This is a genomic window from Sandarakinorhabdus cyanobacteriorum, from assembly GCF_002251755.1.
Taxonomy (GTDB): Bacteria; Pseudomonadota; Alphaproteobacteria; order Sphingomonadales; family Sphingomonadaceae; genus Sandarakinorhabdus; species Sandarakinorhabdus cyanobacteriorum.
Window position 1 is genome coordinate 25,130 of record NZ_NOXT01000113.1, and the last position, 17,805, is coordinate 42,934.

Annotated in this window: 20 protein-coding genes; 9 read left to right on the forward strand and 11 right to left on the reverse strand. The window is 67.0% G+C overall.

The genetic code is table 11. The features are described from left to right. The first annotated feature begins 19 nt into the window (after window positions 1-19). Window positions 20-337, forward strand: a complete 318-nt coding sequence (gene trxA / locus CHU93_RS10240) for a thioredoxin (protein WP_086117047.1) — start codon at window positions 20-22, stop codon at window positions 335-337. A 120-nt stretch (window positions 338-457) separates the two neighbouring features. Here trxA and CHU93_RS10245 read toward each other — a convergent pair whose 3' ends face one another. Beyond that, entirely contained in the window at window positions 458-1,387 is a 930-nt protein-coding gene (locus CHU93_RS10245; protein WP_165768688.1) for a glutathione S-transferase family protein, read from the reverse strand. A 157-nt stretch (window positions 1,388-1,544) separates the two neighbouring features. Beyond that, entirely contained in the window at window positions 1,545-2,768 is a 1,224-nt protein-coding gene (argJ, locus tag CHU93_RS10250; RefSeq protein ID WP_094473955.1) for a bifunctional glutamate N-acetyltransferase/amino-acid acetyltransferase ArgJ, read from the reverse strand. 173 nt (window positions 2,769-2,941) lie between these two features. Between argJ and rpmH the strand changes: the two genes are divergently transcribed. Genes rpmH through thiS form a run of 6 tightly spaced genes read left to right on the forward strand, consistent with a single transcriptional unit; the run spans window position 2,942 to window position 7,134 of the window. Next, a complete protein-coding gene (gene rpmH / locus CHU93_RS10255) occupies window positions 2,942-3,076 on the forward strand; it encodes a 50S ribosomal protein L34 (RefSeq protein WP_094473956.1) in 135 nt (44 codons plus the stop codon). 5 nt (window positions 3,077-3,081) lie between these two features. Continuing rightward, window positions 3,082-3,447, forward strand: coding sequence for a ribonuclease P protein component (gene rnpA / locus CHU93_RS10260; protein WP_094473957.1), 366 nt, complete (start codon window positions 3,082-3,084; stop codon window positions 3,445-3,447). After that, a complete protein-coding gene (gene yidD / locus CHU93_RS10265; RefSeq protein ID WP_086117052.1) occupies window positions 3,444-3,665 on the forward strand; it encodes a membrane protein insertion efficiency factor YidD in 222 nt (73 codons plus the stop codon). The genes rnpA and yidD overlap by 4 nt, the downstream gene beginning before the upstream one ends. Window positions 3,666-3,716: 51 nt before the next feature. Beyond that, complete coding sequence (yidC, locus tag CHU93_RS10270; protein WP_094473958.1) at window positions 3,717-5,498, forward strand: membrane protein insertase YidC; 1,782 nt, start codon at window positions 3,717-3,719, stop codon at window positions 5,496-5,498. Further along, window positions 5,495-6,145, forward strand: a complete 651-nt coding sequence (gene yihA / locus CHU93_RS10275; RefSeq protein WP_094473959.1) for a ribosome biogenesis GTP-binding protein YihA/YsxC — start codon at window positions 5,495-5,497, stop codon at window positions 6,143-6,145. Before yidC ends, yihA begins: the two co-directional genes overlap by 4 nt. A 2-nt stretch (window positions 6,146-6,147) precedes the next feature. Beyond that, window positions 6,148-7,134 carry a sulfur carrier protein ThiS gene (thiS, locus tag CHU93_RS10280; protein WP_423825903.1) on the forward strand — a complete coding sequence of 329 codons (987 nt, stop codon included), beginning with the start codon at window positions 6,148-6,150 and terminating at the stop codon, window positions 7,132-7,134. On the opposite strand, the gene CHU93_RS10285 is transcribed toward thiS, so the two are convergent. Continuing rightward, window positions 7,131-7,535: a GFA family protein gene (locus CHU93_RS10285; protein WP_094473961.1), complete on the reverse strand. Its 405-nt coding sequence runs from the start codon at window positions 7,533-7,535 to the stop codon at window positions 7,131-7,133. The genes thiS and CHU93_RS10285 overlap by 4 nt on opposite strands. Before the next feature lie 79 nt (window positions 7,536-7,614). Between CHU93_RS10285 and CHU93_RS10290 the strand changes: the two genes are divergently transcribed. Then, the gene (locus CHU93_RS10290; protein WP_165768689.1) at window positions 7,615-8,931 is read left to right on the forward strand and encodes an MFS transporter; all 1,317 of its coding nucleotides are present in this window, start codon (window positions 7,615-7,617) and stop codon (window positions 8,929-8,931) included. On the opposite strand, the gene CHU93_RS10295 is transcribed toward CHU93_RS10290, so the two are convergent. From CHU93_RS10295 to CHU93_RS10320, 6 genes are all read right to left on the reverse strand, one after another. Beyond that, window positions 8,892-9,389, reverse strand: coding sequence for an RNA pyrophosphohydrolase (locus CHU93_RS10295; RefSeq protein WP_094473963.1), 498 nt, complete (start codon window positions 9,387-9,389; stop codon window positions 8,892-8,894). The genes CHU93_RS10290 and CHU93_RS10295 overlap by 40 nt on opposite strands. Further along, the gene (locus CHU93_RS10300) at window positions 9,386-10,336 is read right to left on the reverse strand and encodes an alpha/beta hydrolase (protein ID WP_094473964.1); all 951 of its coding nucleotides are present in this window, start codon (window positions 10,334-10,336) and stop codon (window positions 9,386-9,388) included. The genes CHU93_RS10295 and CHU93_RS10300 overlap by 4 nt, the downstream gene beginning before the upstream one ends. Window positions 10,337-10,544: 208 nt before the next feature. Then, entirely contained in the window at window positions 10,545-11,144 is a 600-nt protein-coding gene (locus tag CHU93_RS10305) for an ABC-type transport auxiliary lipoprotein family protein (protein ID WP_094473965.1), read from the reverse strand. Next, window positions 11,141-12,100 (reverse strand): MlaD family protein, encoded by a 960-nt coding sequence (locus CHU93_RS10310; protein ID WP_094473966.1) that lies wholly within the window; start codon window positions 12,098-12,100, stop codon window positions 11,141-11,143. Before CHU93_RS10310 ends, CHU93_RS10305 begins: the two co-directional genes overlap by 4 nt. Next, a complete protein-coding gene (locus CHU93_RS10315; RefSeq protein ID WP_094473967.1) occupies window positions 12,100-12,891 on the reverse strand; it encodes an ABC transporter ATP-binding protein in 792 nt (263 codons plus the stop codon). The genes CHU93_RS10310 and CHU93_RS10315 overlap by 1 nt, the downstream gene beginning before the upstream one ends. After that, entirely contained in the window at window positions 12,891-14,006 is a 1,116-nt protein-coding gene (locus CHU93_RS10320) for an ABC transporter permease (protein ID WP_243375527.1), read from the reverse strand. The genes CHU93_RS10315 and CHU93_RS10320 overlap by 1 nt, the downstream gene beginning before the upstream one ends. Window positions 14,007-14,059: 53 nt before the next feature. Here CHU93_RS10320 and CHU93_RS10325 point away from each other — a divergent pair, with 53 nt between their 5' ends. Beyond that, entirely contained in the window at window positions 14,060-14,776 is a 717-nt protein-coding gene (locus CHU93_RS10325; protein WP_165768690.1) for an HAD family hydrolase, read from the forward strand. Here the strand turns inward: CHU93_RS10325 and CHU93_RS10330 are convergent. After that, window positions 14,773-15,018: a CBU_0592 family membrane protein gene (locus tag CHU93_RS10330; RefSeq protein ID WP_094473970.1), complete on the reverse strand. Its 246-nt coding sequence runs from the start codon at window positions 15,016-15,018 to the stop codon at window positions 14,773-14,775. The two genes, CHU93_RS10325 and CHU93_RS10330, sit on opposite strands and share 4 nt — an antisense overlap. After that, a complete protein-coding gene (gene acnA / locus CHU93_RS10335; RefSeq protein ID WP_094473971.1) occupies window positions 15,018-17,699 on the reverse strand; it encodes an aconitate hydratase AcnA in 2,682 nt (893 codons plus the stop codon). Before acnA ends, CHU93_RS10330 begins: the two co-directional genes overlap by 1 nt. Between the last annotated feature and the right edge of the window lie 106 nt (window positions 17,700-17,805).

Genomic DNA, 17,805 nt, shown 5'->3' on the forward strand with positions numbered 1-17,805 from the left:
CGAATTTGGAGTGCAAGCGATGACCAAGGCCGTGACCGATGCCAGCTTTGAAGCCGATGTGATCAACGCCGACAAGCCGGTGCTGGTCGATTTCTGGGCGCAGTGGTGCGGCCCCTGCCGCATGATCGCCCCGGCGCTGGAAGAACTGGATGCCGAGATGGCCAATGTCGATATCGTGAAGGTCGACATCGACGAGAATCCGGAAGCGCCTGGCCGTTATGGCGTGATGTCGATCCCCACGATGATCCTGTTCAAGGGCGGCAAGCCGGTGGCGATGCAGGTGGGTGCCAAGCCGAAGGGCGAGCTGAAGAACTGGCTGGAAGGCGCGCTGGCCTGAGCTTTTGGGCGCCTCCCCCGCTGGGGGAGGTGGCACCCGAACGGTATCGGTGCGGGGCTGCAAGGCCGGCCTTACAAGCCCCCTCCGCCCTGCGGGCACCTCCCCCAGAGGGGGAGGNGATCATGCCGGTAGCACCAACTGGCCGAGCCGTGGGAAGTGGACGTGGACGGTGAGGCCGTCCTCCACCTCCCGGGCGATGCTGATCCCGTCTGGGCAGCAGCGCAGCAGCCGGCCGATGCTGGGCGCGTCCTTCGTGCCTTCCTGGGTGACGCCCACCAGCATGCCTGGCTGATAGGGCGCGTCCACCTTGCCGGTGATGGGCGCCGGCGGGGCGGCGCGGGCGGCGGCGAGCGCGTCGTCACCGCTCACCTCTTGCCGGTCGCCATGGCCGAGCGCAGCCATGCGGGCAACCCAGTCGGCAACGCCGGGCATTGCCAGCATGGCCTGGGCGTTGGCGGCGGCCGTCGGCACTGCGTTGACGAACCATATGTTTGAATAGAGCGCCAGATCGCCAGCCCCCGGCGCGTCGCCGCCGATGAAGGCACGGCCATCAGCCAGGCTGAGCGACAGCCAGTGCGCGGCGACCATGGCCTTGCCGGCCAGGTGCGGCGCGGCCTTGCCCAGCGCAGCCAGATCCATGCCAAAGCGCGCCTGCCGATCCTTGATGAAGCCTTCTCCCATCATCTCCGGCGTCATCCCGCCCATTGCGGCGCCGACATGGGCGAAGAATTGCGGCCCGTTGGCCCAGCTGGCGACCAGCCGGTGCAGCGGGCCCAGGGGCGCCGGGTAGAGACTGGGGCCGGGCAGGGCATCAAGCGCCGGCAGGATGGCGCCGGTGTCGCAATAGATGTCGGCCCCCAGCTGCACCACCGGGGTGCGGCCATAGCCGCCGGTCAGCCTTGTCTGGTCCGGCTTGGGCAGGATGTTGGAGACGATCAGGCTGCCCCAGGCCAGGCGCTTCAGCCCCAAGGCGGCGCGCACCAGTTCGGCAAAGGGCGAGGCGGGGTAGTGATAGAGGATGGGTGTCATGGCCGCGATGATGCCGCTCAAAGCTGATCCTCCCCATTCTCTGAATGGGGAGGTGCCGAGCGCAGCGAGGCGGAGGGGCAGACAAGATGCCCCGGCCAGCATGCCACCGCCCCTCCGTCGCGGCCCCTCCGTCAGCCTGCGGCTGCCACCTCCCCAAACAAGTTTGGGGAGGATCGGATCAGCTGCGATAATCGGCGTTGATGCTGATATAGCCGTGGGTGAGATCGCAGGTCCACACGCGGGCGCGGCCGGGGCCGAGGCCGAGATCGACGGTGAGGCGCACCTCCTGCCCGTCGAGATGGGCGGCCACCGGTGCTTCATCATAGCCGGGCACGACGCCGCCGGCCTGTGCCACCAGCGTGTCACCAAAGCGGATGGAGAGAAGATCGCGCTCGGCCGGTTCGCCGGCCTTGCCCACCGCCATCACCACCCGGCCCCAATTGGCGTCGCCGCCGGCGATCGCGGTTTTCAGCAGCGGCGAGTTGGCGATGCTCATGGCGACCCGGTGGGCGCTGCCATCGTCGACCGCGCCGGTCACCGTCACCTCGATCAGCTTTTGCGCACCTTCGCCGTCGCGCACCACCAATATGGCCAATTGCCGGCACAGATCGGCCAGCGCGGCGGCCAGGGCATCGGCACCGGGATCATCCATGCTGGCCAGCATGGCATGGCCGGCGGCACCGGTGGCAAAGGCCAGCACCGTGTCAGACGTGCTGGTGTCGCTGTCGACGGTGATGCAGTTGAATGTGGTGGCCACCGCAGCGCGCAGCATCTGCTGCCACAGCGCCGGGCTGACGACGGCATCGGTGAAGATGAAGCCCAGCATAGTCGCCATGTCGGGCGCGATCATGCCGCTGCCCTTGACGATGCCATTCAGCGTCACGCGGGCGCCGCCGATCATGGCGCTGCTGGTGGCGGCCTTGGGGAAGGTGTCGGTGGTGCCGATGGAATGGCAAGCGGCCAGAAAATCGGCCTGGCCCAGGCGGGCGTGGGCCTGATCAACGCCGGCCAGCGCCAGATCAACCGGCAGCGGCACGCCGATCACGCCGGTGGACGCGCTGAACACCCGATCGGCGCTGCAGCCCAGCCGCTCAGCGACGCGGGCGGCCTGCGCCTCGGCAGCCTGGCGGCCAGCCATGCCGGTGAAGGCGTTGCTGTTGCCGGCGTTGACGATCAGGCCGCGCGCCTGCCCGCCCGGCAATTTGGTGCGGCACAATTCCACTTCGGGGGACGGGCATTTCGATTGGGTGGTCAACCCGGCCACCACCGTGCCCTCGGCCAGTTCCACCAGCGTGACGCAATCGCGCGTCCAGCGCTTGTAGGGCACGCTGGCGGTGCCGATGCGCACGCCGGCGATGGGGGCAAGGGCGGGAAAGGGCAGGGCGAGCGGCGAGATGTCCATGGCCCTCGCCTTTGCCAGCAGATTCCGGCTTGTCCAGTCACAACTGGCCACAACGGCCCCACAAGTCCCCCCACAAGCTGGTTGACTCTGGGGCGCGGCCACATTATCCGCACCCATCTTTCGGCGCGCAGGCAACTGGCGCCAGCCAGACTCTATTGTTCAGGACGTTTGCCATGAAGCGCACCTATCAACCCTCCAAGCTCGTTCGCGCCCGCCGCCACGGCTTCCGCGCCCGCATGGCGACCGTTGGTGGCCGCAAGGTGATCGCGGCCCGCCGCGCCCGTGGCCGCAAGAAGCTGACGGCCTGATCCTGATGCGCGCGCCGGAGACCATCCGGCAGCGGCGGGATTTCATGGCTGCAAATCAGGGCCGGCGGGTTCCATCCGCCGGCTTTGTGCTGCTTGTGCGCCAGCGCGATGATGGCAACCCGGCAATGCGGGCCGGCTATACCGTTACCAAGAAGATCGGCAACAGTGTCACCCGCAACCGGCTGAAGCGGCGGCTGCGGGCGATTGTGCAACTGGTGCTGCCGGCCCATGGCCATGTTGGCGCCGATCATGTGCTGATCGGCCGGGACAGCGGCCTGACCCGCGATTTCGCCCAATTGCGCGCCGATCTGGAAAAAGCGCTGGCCAAGGCCCATCTCCCGCCCAAGCCCAAGGGAGACAGCGGCCCATGAAGCGCCTTATCAAGCAGTTGGTTATTGGGCCGATCCGGCTGTGGCAGCTGACCTTTTCGGCCGTGCTGCCGCCGAGCTGCCGCTTCACGCCCAGCTGCTCTCACTATGCCATCACCGCCATCGAGCGTCACGGCCCGGCCCGTGGCAGCTGGCTGGCCGCCCGCCGCATCGCCCGCTGCCACCCATGGGGGGGTTCGGGCTATGACCCGGTGCCTTGAACGGCTATAGCAGCGCCCGACAACACGAATCCCAACGGACGGACCTTCCCTTTGCCTCAGGACAATCAATCCCCCGACACGAAGAATATCGTGCTTGCGGTGGTGCTTTCATCGCTGGTGCTGATCGGCTGGACCTTCCTGTCGGACCGCTTCCTGCCGGCCCCCGCCGCGCCAGCGGCTACTGCCACGGCTGTGCCGGCAGCGGCCGCACCGGCGGGCAGCGCCCCGGCCGTTACCGGGCAGGGCGCAATTGTCAGCCAGGCTGCGGCGCTGGCGGCGTCCCCGCGCGTGGCCATCGACACGCCGCGCCTGAAGGGCTCGATCAATCTGGTTGGCGGGCGTTTCGATGATCTGGTGTTGCCCGGTTATCGGCAGACGCTGGACAAGGCCTCGCCGCCGGTGCGGCTGTTTGCGCCGAGCCGCACGGCCGATGCGCAGTTTGCCCAGTTCGGATGGACCGGCGCGGTGGCACCGCCGGCCGGCGCGCTGTGGACGGCCGATCGCCCGACTCTGACCCCGGCCACCCCGGTGACCCTGACCTACACCAGCCCGCAGGGCCTGACCTTCCGCCAGAAGATCAGCGTGGACAGCGACTATCTGTTCACCGTCGAACAGAGCATCGAGAACCGCAGTGCAGCCCCGGTCAGCCTGGCGCCCTATGGCCTGGTGTCGCGCCGGGGTGAGGCGGCGGCGGCCGAGACCAATGTGCATGTCGGCCCCGTCGCCGTGCTGGATGACATGCTGAAAGACACGGATCTGGAATTTGCCAAGCTGAAGGATGAAGGCCCGCAGCGCTTCAATGCCACGGGCGGCTGGCTGGGCCTGACCGAAAAATATTGGCTGGCCGCCAGCGTGCCGGATCAGAAGGCGAAGATTGCGGCGAGCTTCCAATATGCTGCGGGCCAGTATCAGGCCGATTGGCTAGCCGGGGCCATCACCGTGCCGGCCGGCGCCCGCATTGCCACCACCAGCCGGCTGTTTGCCGGCGCCAAGGAGGTGAACCTGCTTGACCGCTATACCGAAGCGGGCATTCCGCGGCTGGACAAGGCGGTGAGCTGGGGCTGGTTCGAGATCATCGCCAAGCCGATTTTCACCCTGCTCGATTTCCTGTTCAAGCTGACGCAGAATTTCGGCGTGGCCATCATCGGGCTGACGCTGATCGTGCGGGCGTTGATGTTCCCGGTTGCCAACAAGCAATATGAATCGATGGCCAAGATGCGGCTGATCGGGCCGCGCATGAAGGCGATCCAGGAAAAATATGGCGATGACAAGCTGCGCGCCCAGCAGGAGATCATGGCCATCTACAAGACCGAGAAGGTCAATCCGCTTGCCGGCTGCCTGCCGATCCTGCTGCAGATCCCCATCTTCTATGCCCTCTACAAGACGCTGCTCATTTCCATCGAGATGCGCCACCAGCCGTTCGTGCTGTGGCTGCACGATCTGTCGGCGCCCGATCCGTTGACGCCCTTGAACCTGTTCGGCCTGATCGCCTGGCAGCCGCCGGCCTTCATCGCGCTCGGCGTGCTGCCGATCTTCCTGGGCTTCACCATGTGGCTGCAGCAGAAATTGAGCCCGGCGACGATGGACCCGGTGCAGCAACAGGTGTTCGCGCTGATGCCCTGGCTGTTCATGTTCTTCATGGCGCCGTTCGCGGCCGGCCTGCAGCTCTATTGGTGCGTCAACAACCTCGTGTCGATCGCCCAGCAGCTCTACATGAACCGCAAATATCCCACCCCGGCGACACCGCCGGCCGCCGCCGTGATCGATGTGAAACCGAACCCGGCGCCGCGCCCCACGCCCAATCCCCCAGCCAACCGGCGGCGCAAGAAGTGAGCGACGCCGCCGAACAGGATGATCTGATCGAGCTGGCCCGGCGGCGTTTTGCCGGGCCGGTGGCCTTTCAATTGTCTGCGCCGGAGCTCAAGTTCCTGCCCGCCCCCGATGTGCCGGAAATCGCCTTTGCCGGCCGCTCCAACGTGGGCAAATCCTCGCTGCTGAATGCCATCACCGGTCGCAACGGGCTGGCGCGCACCTCGGTCACGCCGGGGCGCACGCAGGAATTGAACGTGTTCAATGTGGGCGAACCCACCGCCTTTCGGCTGGTCGACATGCCAGGCTATGGCTTTGCCGAGGCGCCCAAGGATGTGATCCGGCAGTGGAAGCATCTGGTGTTCGATTATCTGCGCGGCCGTGCCGTGCTGAAGCGGGTGCTGGTGCTGATCGACAGCCGCCACGGCATCAAGCCGGTGGACCGCGAGATCATGAGCCTGCTCGACAAGGCCGCTGTCAGTTTCCAGGTGGTGCTGACCAAGGCCGACAAGATCAAGCCGAGCGCGCTGGAAGCGTTGACCGAAGCGACGCTGGGTGCCAGCCGCATCCACCCCGCCGCCTATCCGCAGGTGATTGCCACCAGTTCGGAAAAAGGCCTGGGCATCCCCGAATTGCGCGCCGCCGTGCTGGCCGCCGCCACCGATTTATGACGATGACCATCACCCTCAATGGCGAACCCCACCGCATCGCCGCCGGCAGCCGCATCAGCGATCTGCTGGCCAGCCTTGACCTGCCGGCCAAGAAGGTCGCCGTGGAGCGCAACCGCGAAATCGTGCCGCGCTCGACCTATGCCGATGTGACGCTGGCCGACGGGGATGCGCTGGAAATCGTGCATTTCGTGGGCGGCGGGCAGGATGATGACGCCAAGGACACGGATCATTGGGAGGTCGCCGGCCGCCGCTTCACCAGCCGGCTGATCGTCGGCACCGGCAAATACAAGGATTATGCCCAGAACGCCGCCGCCGCCGAGGCGAGTGGGGCGGAGATTGTCACTGTGGCGGTGCGGCGGGTGAATGTGATGGACCGCAGCCAGCCGATGCTGACGGATTTCCTCGATCCCAAGCGCTTCACCTATCTGCCCAACACCGCCGGCTGCTTCACCGCCGATGATGCCATCCGCACGCTGCGGCTGGCGCGTGAGGCAGGCGGGTGGAATCTCGTCAAGCTCGAGGTGCTGGGCGAAGCGCGCACGCTTTACCCTGAGATGGCCGAAACGCTGAAGGCGACGGAAATCCTGGTGAAGGATGGCTTCGACGTGATGGTCTATTGCGCCGATGATCCCATCGCCGCCAAGCGGCTGGAAGAGGCGGGCGCGGCGGCCATCATGCCGCTGGGCAGCTTGATCGGCAGTGGGCTTGGCATCCAGAACCCGGTGACGCTGCGGCTGATCATCGAGAATGCCAAGGTGCCGGTGCTGGTCGATGCCGGCGTCGGCACCGCATCAGACGCGGCGGTGGCGATGGAGCTGGGCTGCGCCGGCGTGCTGATGAACACGGCGATTGCCGAGGCGAAGGACCCGATCATGATGGCCCGCGCCATGAAGCTGGCGGTGGAAAGCGGCCGCCTCGCCTATCGCGCCGGCCGCATGGGCAAGCGCCGCTATGCCGACCCGTCGAGCCCGCTGGCGGGACTCATCTAGCCGGGGTTGCGGGCAAAGCCGGGGACGCCGGCGATCTCCACCCAGTGCTGCTTGCTGTCGGTCCAGAACTGCAGCTGCGGCGTGAACTGGCTGGTGTCATCCAGCGTGCCGGCCTTGATGAACACCAGATCGGGCGCGGCCGATACCCGGCTGAACAGCGGGGAGCCGCACGCGGGGCAGAACTGGCGCAGCACCTCGCCGCCGGAGTCGCCGTGGTCGGCATAGGTCTTCACCTCGCCAGAAACCGCCAGCGCCGCAGCCGGCACGCCCATGATCATCGACCAGCCGCTGCCGGCCTGTTTCTGGCAGTTGCGGCAATGGCACACCGCCTGCATCACCGGTTCGGCCGCGATGCCGTAGCGCACCGCGCCGCACAGGCAGCCGCCCTCCCTGTTGGCCATGATCGTCCCTCCCTGTCTGGCGGCCAAGTCTATCGCAGCCGTCCTCCCCCCACAATTGCTCCACACGGTTGCCGGGCCCGTGCTTGACAGGGCACCGGCCGCCGCCCAGGCTGGCCATTGGGGGACGGCGATGGCGCAGGCGGGGTCGCAAGCACGGGCAGTGACGGCGCTGGTCTGGCTGATCGGGCTGGCGGTGTTCATCAACTGTGTCGATCGCGGCACGCTGGGCATCGCGGCGCCGCGGCTGAAGGCCGATCTGGGGCTGACGGCCACCGAATATGGCATGGCCGCCTCGGCCTTTTTCTGGGTTTATGCCCCTGGCCAGTTGGTGGCCGGCTGGCTCGTCGGGCGCAGCAACGCCGGCTGGGTGCTGGCGGCCGGTCTTGGCCTGTGGGGCGTGGCCACGGCGCTGACCGGCCTGGCCAATGGCCTGCTGGCGCTGGTGCTGCTGCGGCTATTGCTGGCGGTGGGGGAGGCGGTGACCTTCCCGGCGCTGTTCAAGCTGATTGTCGATCATGTCGATGCTGCCCCGCATGGCGTTGCCAATGCGGCCACGTCGGTGGGCTTGGCGCTGGGGCCGGCCTTTGGCACGCTGGCCGGTGGTCTGCTGCTGGCGGCGCTGGATTGGCGCTGGCTGTTCGCCATAGTCGGTGGGGTCACCTTGTTGTGGCTGCTGCCGTGGGTGGCAACCATCCGCCGCCTGCCGACGCCGGCCGATCATGGCGCGGCCGGCGGCGAGGGGCCCACCTATCTGCAGATATTGTTCACCCGGGCGGCGCTGTCGCTGTCGCTGGCGCAGGTGTGCTGGGGCTTTGGCCTCTATTTCCTCGTCACCTGGCTGCCGTTGTGGCTGGTGGAGGTGCGCCACTACAGCCTTGCTGACATGGCGTGGATCGGCGCGCTGGCCTTTGCCGCGCAGGCGGTGGCGGCGATGATCGGCGGGCAGGTGAACGACCTGTTGTTGCGGCGCGGTCTGGCGCCCGGCCCGGTGCGGCGAGGCGGTGCCATGCTGGGCACGGTGATGACGGCGGCGGGCCTGGCCGGCATCCCGCTGTCAGACAGTCAGGGCGCGCTGATCGCGGCGCTGCTGCTGGCCGGGTTCGGCATCGGCATCATGCACGTCTGCGTGAACATGATGGCCCAGATGTTTGCCGGCCCCAGCGCGGTGGGCAAATGGACCGGCGTGCAGAACGGCTTTGGCAATATCGCCGGCATCGTGAACCCACTGATCACCGGGGCGATCATCGATGCGACCGGCAGTTACAATGCCGCCTTCGCGCTGGCGGCCGGCATGCCGCTGGTGGCGCTGTTCAGCCTTGCCGTGCTGGTGCCGCGGGTGGTGCCGATTGCCTGGGCTCAGAGAGAGGGGCCGAGCACCGTGATCACGTCGGCATAAAGCTCCCGCTTGAAGGGGGCGGCCATCTCGACCAGCGTGTCGAGCGGGCTCCAGCGCCAGTGGCGGAATTCGGGATGCTCGGTGGCGATGTTCACATCGGCATCGGTGCCATGGAAGCGCAGGGCATACCATTTCTGGCGCTGGCCGGCATATTTGCCCTTCCAGATGCGGCCGATCAGTTCATCGGGCAGATCATAATAATGCCAGTCTGGCGTTTCGCCGAGCAGGGACGTCAGCTTCGGGTCAACGCCGGTTTCCTCCCACAGCTCGCGCAGGGCGGTTTCATAGGGGTCTTCGCCGGGATCGATTCCGCCCTGCGGCATCTGCCAGGCCTCCACCATCTGATCGAGGCGCTGGCCGGTGAACACCAGCCCATCGGCATTGACCAGCATCACCCCCACACAGGGGCGATAGGGCAGGCCGGAGGGATGTTCGCGCGGGATGGAGGAGGGCGTCATGCGCCCGCCAGAAGCAGCTTCAGATCGGTGATGCAAGCGGTGAGATCATCCTGGGCGCTGGGGATGCCGGCGCGCAGGGTAATGCAGCCGTGGATCTGGCCAGCGGCCTCGCGATAGATGGTGCGCACGCCATGTTCGATCAGGCGAGCGGCATAGGCACGGCCCTGATCGCGCAGCGGATCCAGCCCGCAGGTGAACACCAGCGCCGGCGGCAGGCCGGCCAGGGTTTCGGCGTGCAGCGGGCTGGCCCAGGGGTGCAGCAACTTGCCTTCCGAACCCTTCATGAAATGGGCGTGGAACCAGTCCATCGAATCCTTGGTGAGCAGATAGCCTTCGGCAAATTCCACCATCGAACCTTCGGTGGCGGTCATGTCGGTGGCCGGGTAGATCAGCCATTGCGCCAGGATCGGCACCGGCAGTGTTCCGACCAGTTCGCTGGTGACGGCGGCGGCGAGGTTGCCGCCCGCGCTGTCCCCGGCCGGGATGATGCCCGAAACTGCTCCGCCCAGTTCCGCCGGGGAGCCGGCGACCCAGCGGGTGGCGGCTATGCAATCCTCGGTGGCGGCCGGGAACACGGCTTCGGGCGCCAGGCGATAATCGACCGAAACGACCCGCAGGCCCAACTGGCGCGCGATTTCGGCACACACGCTGTCATAGACGCCGAGATCGCCAATCACCCAGCCGCCGCCGTGATAGAAGACGACGACGGCGCTGCCGGCGTTTTCCGGCGTGTAGAGCCGGGCCGGGATGCTGCCGGCCGGGCCGGGGATGGCCAGATCGGCCATGGCCATCTCGCCGATCGGGCGCTCCATCAACTGGCCCATGCCCTGCATCATGGCACGCCCTTCGGCGGGCGATATTTCGGACAATTTGGGGCCCGGCTGGGCGGCGAGCATGGCCAGGATATTGGCGACATCGGGCCTGACAAAGGGTTTGGCGAACGGCATGGCGAGGCTCTCCCAGGAATGATTTTGGGAGATGTTTTAGGGCGGCGGGCCGAGCGGGCAACCGGTTATTTGGGTGGGTTTGGCCTGAACATCCTCCCCCTCTGGGGGAGGTGCCGGCCGCAGGGCGGCGGAGGGGGCTGGCGAGCGCGGTCCTCTCTGCCCCTTCCGCCCTCCGGGCACCTCCCCCAAAGGGGGAGGATCCGTTCGGTCAGCCCTTCACCCAGGCGGCAACCTCGGTGGCGAGGCGATTGGCGGCGCGGTTGAGCGCGCCTGCGACGGCTTCGGGTTGCTGGCTCGCCACCGCTTCTTCGGCGACAAAGCTGCGCAGTGCCACGGTGCCGCCGCCGCGCGGGCCGGCGAGCTGGGCATCATAGCGCACGCGCACCACTGGGCCCCCACGCACATCCAGGCCGAATTCGCGCAAATGGCCGGTCAGCGCCCGGGCCGGGGAGACGGTGCCGGAGCGCGTATCGAGCACTGGCACGCCGGCGCCGGCCAGTGTGTCGGCCAGCAGGCGCTGGAACTGGCGGTTGGGTTGTTCGGTCCAGCTGGCGCCGGCCAGATATTGCACGCCGGCCGCCCCCACCTGCACAGGCAGGCGCAGCGTCTGCAGTTCGGCCGGCACATCGGGCACGGCAACGCTGAGCGTTTCGGCCAGCGGCGTGGGGCCGGCCCAGCTCGGCGGCGGCGCGGCGGCGCGCAGCACCAGCAGCGTGGCCGGGGCCGGGCTGTTGCCGCCCAGTTGCACCAGCGGGCCACAGCCGGCCAGCAGCAGCGCCGCCATTGCCGGCACAAATAGCTTCGTCATGGGCGCGGTTCCTTCGGGGGCTGATATTCGGGCAGGCGGCGGCCGCCGAGCAGAGCGCCGGCCGGATCTTCATCCAGCTTGGCGGCGATGGCGCCCAGCCGGCTGGTGGCCTCGCGCAGCTCGCGGATCAGCTGGGTGGTTTCGGGCACCGTCTGGTTCGAGAGCATCTCCACCCCCGGCTGTGCGCTGGCGGCCAGCGCCTCCACACGGGCCAGCGTGGTTTCGGTGCGGGCCACAGTGCGCCTGAGGTCGCTGGTCAGCGGACGGATCTCGCTGTCGACCAGGCTCTGCCCGGATTGGGTAAGCGCCTCGATCCGTTGCAGCGTGGCGGTGGCCTGGGTCATGGTGGTGCGCGCTTCGGACAGGGCCGCGGCCAGATCGGGCGCACCCTTGGCCAGCGCGGCGGTGGCAACATCAGTGTTCTTCAGGATGCCCGACAGCGCGGCGCGGTTTTCATCCTTCAGCACGTCGTTGAGCCGCTCGGTCAGGCGGGCGACGTTGGACAGGACCACAGGCGCGGTGGTGAGCAGATCATTGAGGCCGCCTCCGCGTGGCGGGATCAGCGGCACGCCCCAGGGGCCGGCCCTGGTGATGGCCGCGCTGCCCGACATGGCACCCTGCAGCTGCACCTGCGACACGCCGGTGAAGCCCACGCCCTCGATGCCGGCGGTGGTGCCCTGCAGCACCGGCACGGAGGCATCAATGGCAATCCGCACCCGCACCACGTCGGGCTGGTCGGGCAACAACCGGATTTCGTTGATCTTGCCAACGCTGACACCGTTGAATTGCACCGGGGAGCCCAGCGCCAGTCCGGAAATCGATTGGTGGAACAGGATATCGTACTGCTTGCGCTCCACGCCCGAATAGCGGGACAGCCACAGGATCATGACCAATATGCCAACCACCATGGCCAGCGCCACGCTGCCGACGATCAGCTGATTGCTGCGATTTTCCATCAGGCCTGCTTTCCGATTGCCGCCCGCCCGCGCGGACCGCCAAAATATTGCTGCACCCAAGGATGGTTGAACCGGCGCAGTTCGTCCACCGTGCCACAGGCCAGCACCCGTCCTTCGCCCAGCACGGCCACCCGGTCACAAATGCTGACCAGCGTGTCGAGATCATGGGTGATGAGGAACAGGGTGAGCCCCAGCGTGTCGGCCAGCAAGCGCACCAGCGTGTCGAAGGCGGCGGCCGAGATCGGATCGAGCCCGGCGGTGGGTTCATCAAGGAACAACAGCGGCGGATCCAGCGCCAGGGCGCGGGCAAGACCGGCGCGTTTGCGCATCCCGCCCGACAGTTCGGATGGATATTTGGGGCAGGCATCGGGCGGCAGGCCCACCTGCCGCAGCCGCGCGGTGGACAGCGCCGCCATGATCGATTCGGGCAGGCGCAGATATTCGCGCATCGGCACCTGGATGTTTTCCGACACAGTGAGGCCGGAAAACAGCGCGCCATCCTGGAACAGCACGCCCCATTGCCGGCGCAGGGCACGGCGCAGCACCGGATCGGGATCAAGCGCATTCTGGCCAAAGATTTCGACATGGCCGGCGCGCACCGGCTGCAGCCCGATGATGGCGCGCAGCAGCACCGATTTGCCGCTGCCCGAACCGCCGACCAGCCCGAGGACCTCGCCGCGGCGGACATCGAGATCGAGCCCCTTGTGCAGCAGCTGATCGCCAAAGCCAGTGACCAGCCCGCGGATGCGCAGCGCCACATCCTCTCCATCGGGCAGGGTCGGGCTGAGCATCAATTATACCCCAGCGTGCTGAAGAACACCGCGAAGAAGGCATCGAACACGATCACCACGAAGATGGCTTCCACCACCGCCTGGGTGGTGCGCTGGCCCACCGATTCGGCGTTGCCGGTGACCTGCATGCCCTGGAAACAGCCCATCAGCGCGATGATGAAGCCAAACACCGGTGCCTTGATCATGCCGACCACGAAATCGGACATCATGATCACCTCCTGCAATCGGGTGACATAGGCCGACGGCGGCATCTTGAGATCGACCCAGGCAAACAGGCCGCCGCCCACCAGCGCCCACAGCCCGCCATAGAAGGCGAGGCCGAGCAGCATGAGCGAACAGGCGATGACGCGCGGCACCACCAGCACCTCGATCGGATCAAGGCCGATGGTTTTCAGCGCATCCACCTCCTGGTTTAGCTTCATCGAGCCGATCTGGGCGGCAAAGGCCGATCCGGACCGGCCGGCGACCATGATGGCGGTGAGCAATATGCCCAGTTCCCGCGTGGTGGCACGGCCGATGAGGTTGACGGTGAACACCTCCGCCCCGAACTGGCGAAGCTGCACGGCGCCCTGCTGCGCGACGACCAGGCCGACCAGGAACAGCAGCAGCGCGATGATGCCCAGCGCGTTGACACCAACCGCTTCGGCCTGGTGCACCACGGCATGCCAGCGCAGCCGTCGGCGGCCGGTCAGCGTGCCGCCGAGCACCTGCAAGGTTTGCCCCAGAAAGGCCAGGAAGGCGCCAATGTTGCGGGCCTGGTGGATCAGGGCCGCGCCGACGCGGGCCACGCGCGCCAGCACCGGATTGCCAGGATCGGGCCGAACCGGCATTGGCGGCGGCGGGGCCTGCAGGCTTTGCACCAGCCGGTCGATGGCCGGCGCGGCGCCGGTGATGCGGGCGCTGTGGCCGGCCGCCTGCCAGAGCATGGCGGTGCTGTTCACCGCCCAGGCCCCGGCGGTATCGATGGCGGTGACGCCGGCCAGATCGATCACTAGGCCGGGCGCGGCTGGTGGTGTGGCGGCCAGATCGGCGGCCAGTGTCGCCACATCATCGATGGTCAGCCGGCCAGACAGCCGCGCCAGCGCGCAACCATCCTCTGCTTTTGCCCAGCTCATGCTGCCCATGGCGGCCAAACTGGGCTATGGCACGGCAAATGCCAAGGGGAACAATGACCTCCAATCGCACCGAAATTGCGGTTTATGATCTGGACCGCACGCTGACCGACACCGGCAGCTGGGCGCATTTCATCCGCTTCTGGCTGCGCACGCAGGCGCCGTGGCGGGTGCTGCTGCTGCCGCTGGTGGCGCTGGGCGGCCTGGCCTATGCCTTGGGGCTGATGTCGCGCGGGGGCATCAAGAGCTGGTCCCACCGCTGGTTGATCGGCGGCCGGGTGCGGGCGGCGGACATGGCGGCGGTGGCGGCGGCCTTTGCCGATACATTCGTTGCGGCCCATGCGCTGGAGCCGGCACGCGCCGCACTGGCCGCCGATGCCGCCGCCGGCCGCCGGCTGCTGATCGCATCGGCCAGCCATGGATTCTATGTCCGCGCCATCGCCGCCCGGCTGGGCGTGGCGGATGTGGTGGCGACCGAGGCGGTGCGGGATGGCGACTGGCTGCTGAACCGGTTGGATGGCGACAATTGCTATGGCGCGGCCAAGCGGGTGGCGGTGGAGCAGTGGCTGGGCCGCCAGGCGCAGGGCGACGCCGTGGTGCATTTCACCAGCGATCACCACAGCGATCAGCCCTGTTTCGACCTGGCGCTGGAACGCGGTGGGCGGGTGTTGTGCGTGAACCCGTCGAACGAACTGGCCGCCATCGCAGCGGTGCGCGGCTGGCCGGTGGCGCAATGGGGCCGGATCAAGGGCAGCCTGTTCGAACGCGCCTAGACCTTGCGACGGGCGAGGGTGACGATGGCGATGCCGCACCAGATGATGTTGAGCACCATCGACGGGATGGCGCCATGATATGCGGTGTTGATCACGAACCCGGCGGCACCGACGAGGTTCAACCACTGGAACAGCGGCGAGCGGCCGTCGAGGCGGCCGGCACTGGCCAGGCCATAGCCCGCCAGCACCAGCACCGCCCCGATCCAGCCCGCCGCCTCGATGCCCAGCGTTTGCCAGTCCATCAGGCCGCCAGGTTGCGCAGCACGTAGGGCAGGATGCCGCCAGCGTAATAATATTCCAGCTCCTGTTCGGTATCGATCCGGCACAGCGCCTGGAAGCTGCCCGACGAGCCATCGGCACGGGTGAAGCGCACCTCGATGGTCTGGCGCGGCTTCAGGCCCGACAGGCCGGTGATCTCGAACAGCTCATCGCCGGTGAGGCCCACGGTCTTGCGATCGGTGCCGGAGGCGAATTCCAGCGGCAGCACGCCCATGCCGACCAGGTTGGAGCGGTGGATGCGCTCGAAGCTTTCGGCCACCACGGCGCGCACGCCCAGAAGCGTCGTGCCCTTGGCCGCCCAGTCGCGGCTGGAGCCGGTGCCATATTCCTTGCCGGCGATGACGACGAGCGGCGTGCCATCGGCCTTGTAGGCCATGGCGGCATCATAGATCGCCATCTGCGCGCCGGTGGGCACATGGCGCGTCACGCCGCCTTCCACGCCCGGCACCATCTCGTTCTTGATGCGGATGTTGGCGAAGGTGCCGCGCATCATCACCTCGTGGTTGCCGCGGCGGGCGCCATAGGAATTGAACTCGGCCTTGGTCACCTGGCGTTCGGTCAGATATTTGCCGGCCGGGCTGGCTTCCTTGATGCTGCCGGCCGGGCTGATGTGATCGGTGGTGATCGAATCGGCAAACATGGCCAGCGCGCGGGCACCCACGATGTCGGCCACCGGGCTGGGCGTCATCGTCATGCCTTCGAAATAGGGCGGGTTCTGCACATAGGTGCTGCTCATGTTCCACTTGTAGGTGGCGCCGCCTTCCACCTGCACCGCCTGCCAGCGCGCATCGCCGTCGAACACATTGGCATAACGGCTGGCGAACATTTCCGGCGTGACATTGGCCATCACCATGCCGGCAACTTCGGCATTGGTCGGCCAGATATCCTTCAGATAGACGGGGCCATTGCTGCCTTCGCCAATCGGTTCCTTGGTCAGGTCCTTGCGCATCGTGCCGGCCAGGGCATAGGCGACGACGAGTGGCGGGCTCGCCAGATAATTGGCCTTCACGTCCGGGCTCACCCTGCCTTCGAAGTTGCGGTTGCCCGACAGCACGGAGGCGGCGACGATGTCATTGCCGTTGATCGCGTCTGAAATCGGTTCCGGCAGCGGGCCCGAATTGCCGATGCAGGTGGTGCAGCCATAGCCAACCAGGTTGAAGCCCAGCGCATCCATGTCGGCGGCAAGGCCCGATTTCTCGAAATAATCAGTCACCACCTTGGAACCGGGGGCAAAGCTGGTCTTCACCCAGGGCTGGTTCTTGAGGCCGAGGGCGCGGGCCTTGCGGGCCACCAGGCCGGCGGCGACCAGCACGCTGGGGTTGGAGGTGTTGGTGCAGCTGGTGATGGCGGCGATCACGACATCGCCATGGCCGATGTCATAATTGGCGCCGGCAACGGCCGCGCGCTGATCCATCTTGTCGGCCTTGCCATAGCCGCCGGCCAGTTCCTTTTCGAACGCCGGCTTGGCATCCGACAGCAGCACCTTGTCCTGCGGGCGGCGCGGGCCGGCGAGGCTGGGCAGCACGGTCGACAGATCCAGTTCCAGCACATCGGTGAAGACGGGATCGGGCGTGTCCGCCTCCCGCCACAGGCCCTGCGCGCGTGCATAGGCTTCGACCAGCGCCACGGTGTCGGCATCGCGGCCCGACAGCACCAGATAATCGATCGTCTTGGCATCGACCGGGAAGAAGCCGCAGGTGGCGCCATATTCGGGTGCCATGTTGGCCAGCGTGGCGCGATCGGCGAGGGTGAGGGCATCAAGGCCGGGGCCGAAATATTCGACAAAGCGGCCGACCACGCCCTTCTTGCGCAGCATCTGGGTGGCGGTGAGCACAAGATCGGTGGCGGTCACGCCTTCGGGCAGCGTGCCGGTGAGCTTGAAACCGACAACTTCGGGGATCAGCATGGAGACCGGCTGGCCGAGCATGGCGGCCTCCGCCTCGATCCCGCCCACGCCCCAGCCCAGCACGCCGAGGCCGTTGATCATCGTGGTGTGGCTGTCGGTGCCCACGCAGGTGTCGGGATAGGCGACCATCGCGCCAGAGGCGTCTTCGCTGCTCCACACGGTCTTGGCCAGATATTCCAGGTTCACCTGGTGGCAGATGCCGGTGCCGGGCGGCACCACGCGGAAGTTGCGCAGCGATTTCGAACCCCAGCGCAGGAATTCATAGCGTTCCAGGTTGCGGGCATATTCCAGCGCCATATTGTCTTCAAACGCGGTGGGGTTGCCGAATTCATCGACCATCACGCTGTGATCGATCACCAGATCCACCGGCACCAGCGGGTTGATCTTCATCGGATCGCCGCCCAGCTTGGTGATGGCATCGCGCATGGCGGCAAGATCGACGACGCAGGGCACGCCGGTGAAATCCTGCATCAGCACGCGCGCCGGGCGATAATTGATCTCGTGGGTGGAGGTGCGGGTGGCCTGCCAATCCACCACGGCCTGCACATCGGCGGTGGTGACCGTGCTGCCATCTTCAAAGCGCAGCAGATTTTCCAGCAACACCTTCATCGAATAGGGCAAGCGCGACACATCGCCCAGCGTGGCGGCGGCCGCCTCCAGGCTGTAATAGGCATATTCCTTGCCGCCGGCCTTCAGGGTGCGGCGGGTGTTCAGGCTGTCCTGGCCGATGGCGGTCATGTGCGGTCTCCACTTTGTGCGGGTTTTTTGACAAGTTGTCGCAGGTCTAGCCCAGTTGGTGCAGCGCGAAAAGCCCGTCCCCTGCGCAATTCGTGTCAAAATCCAG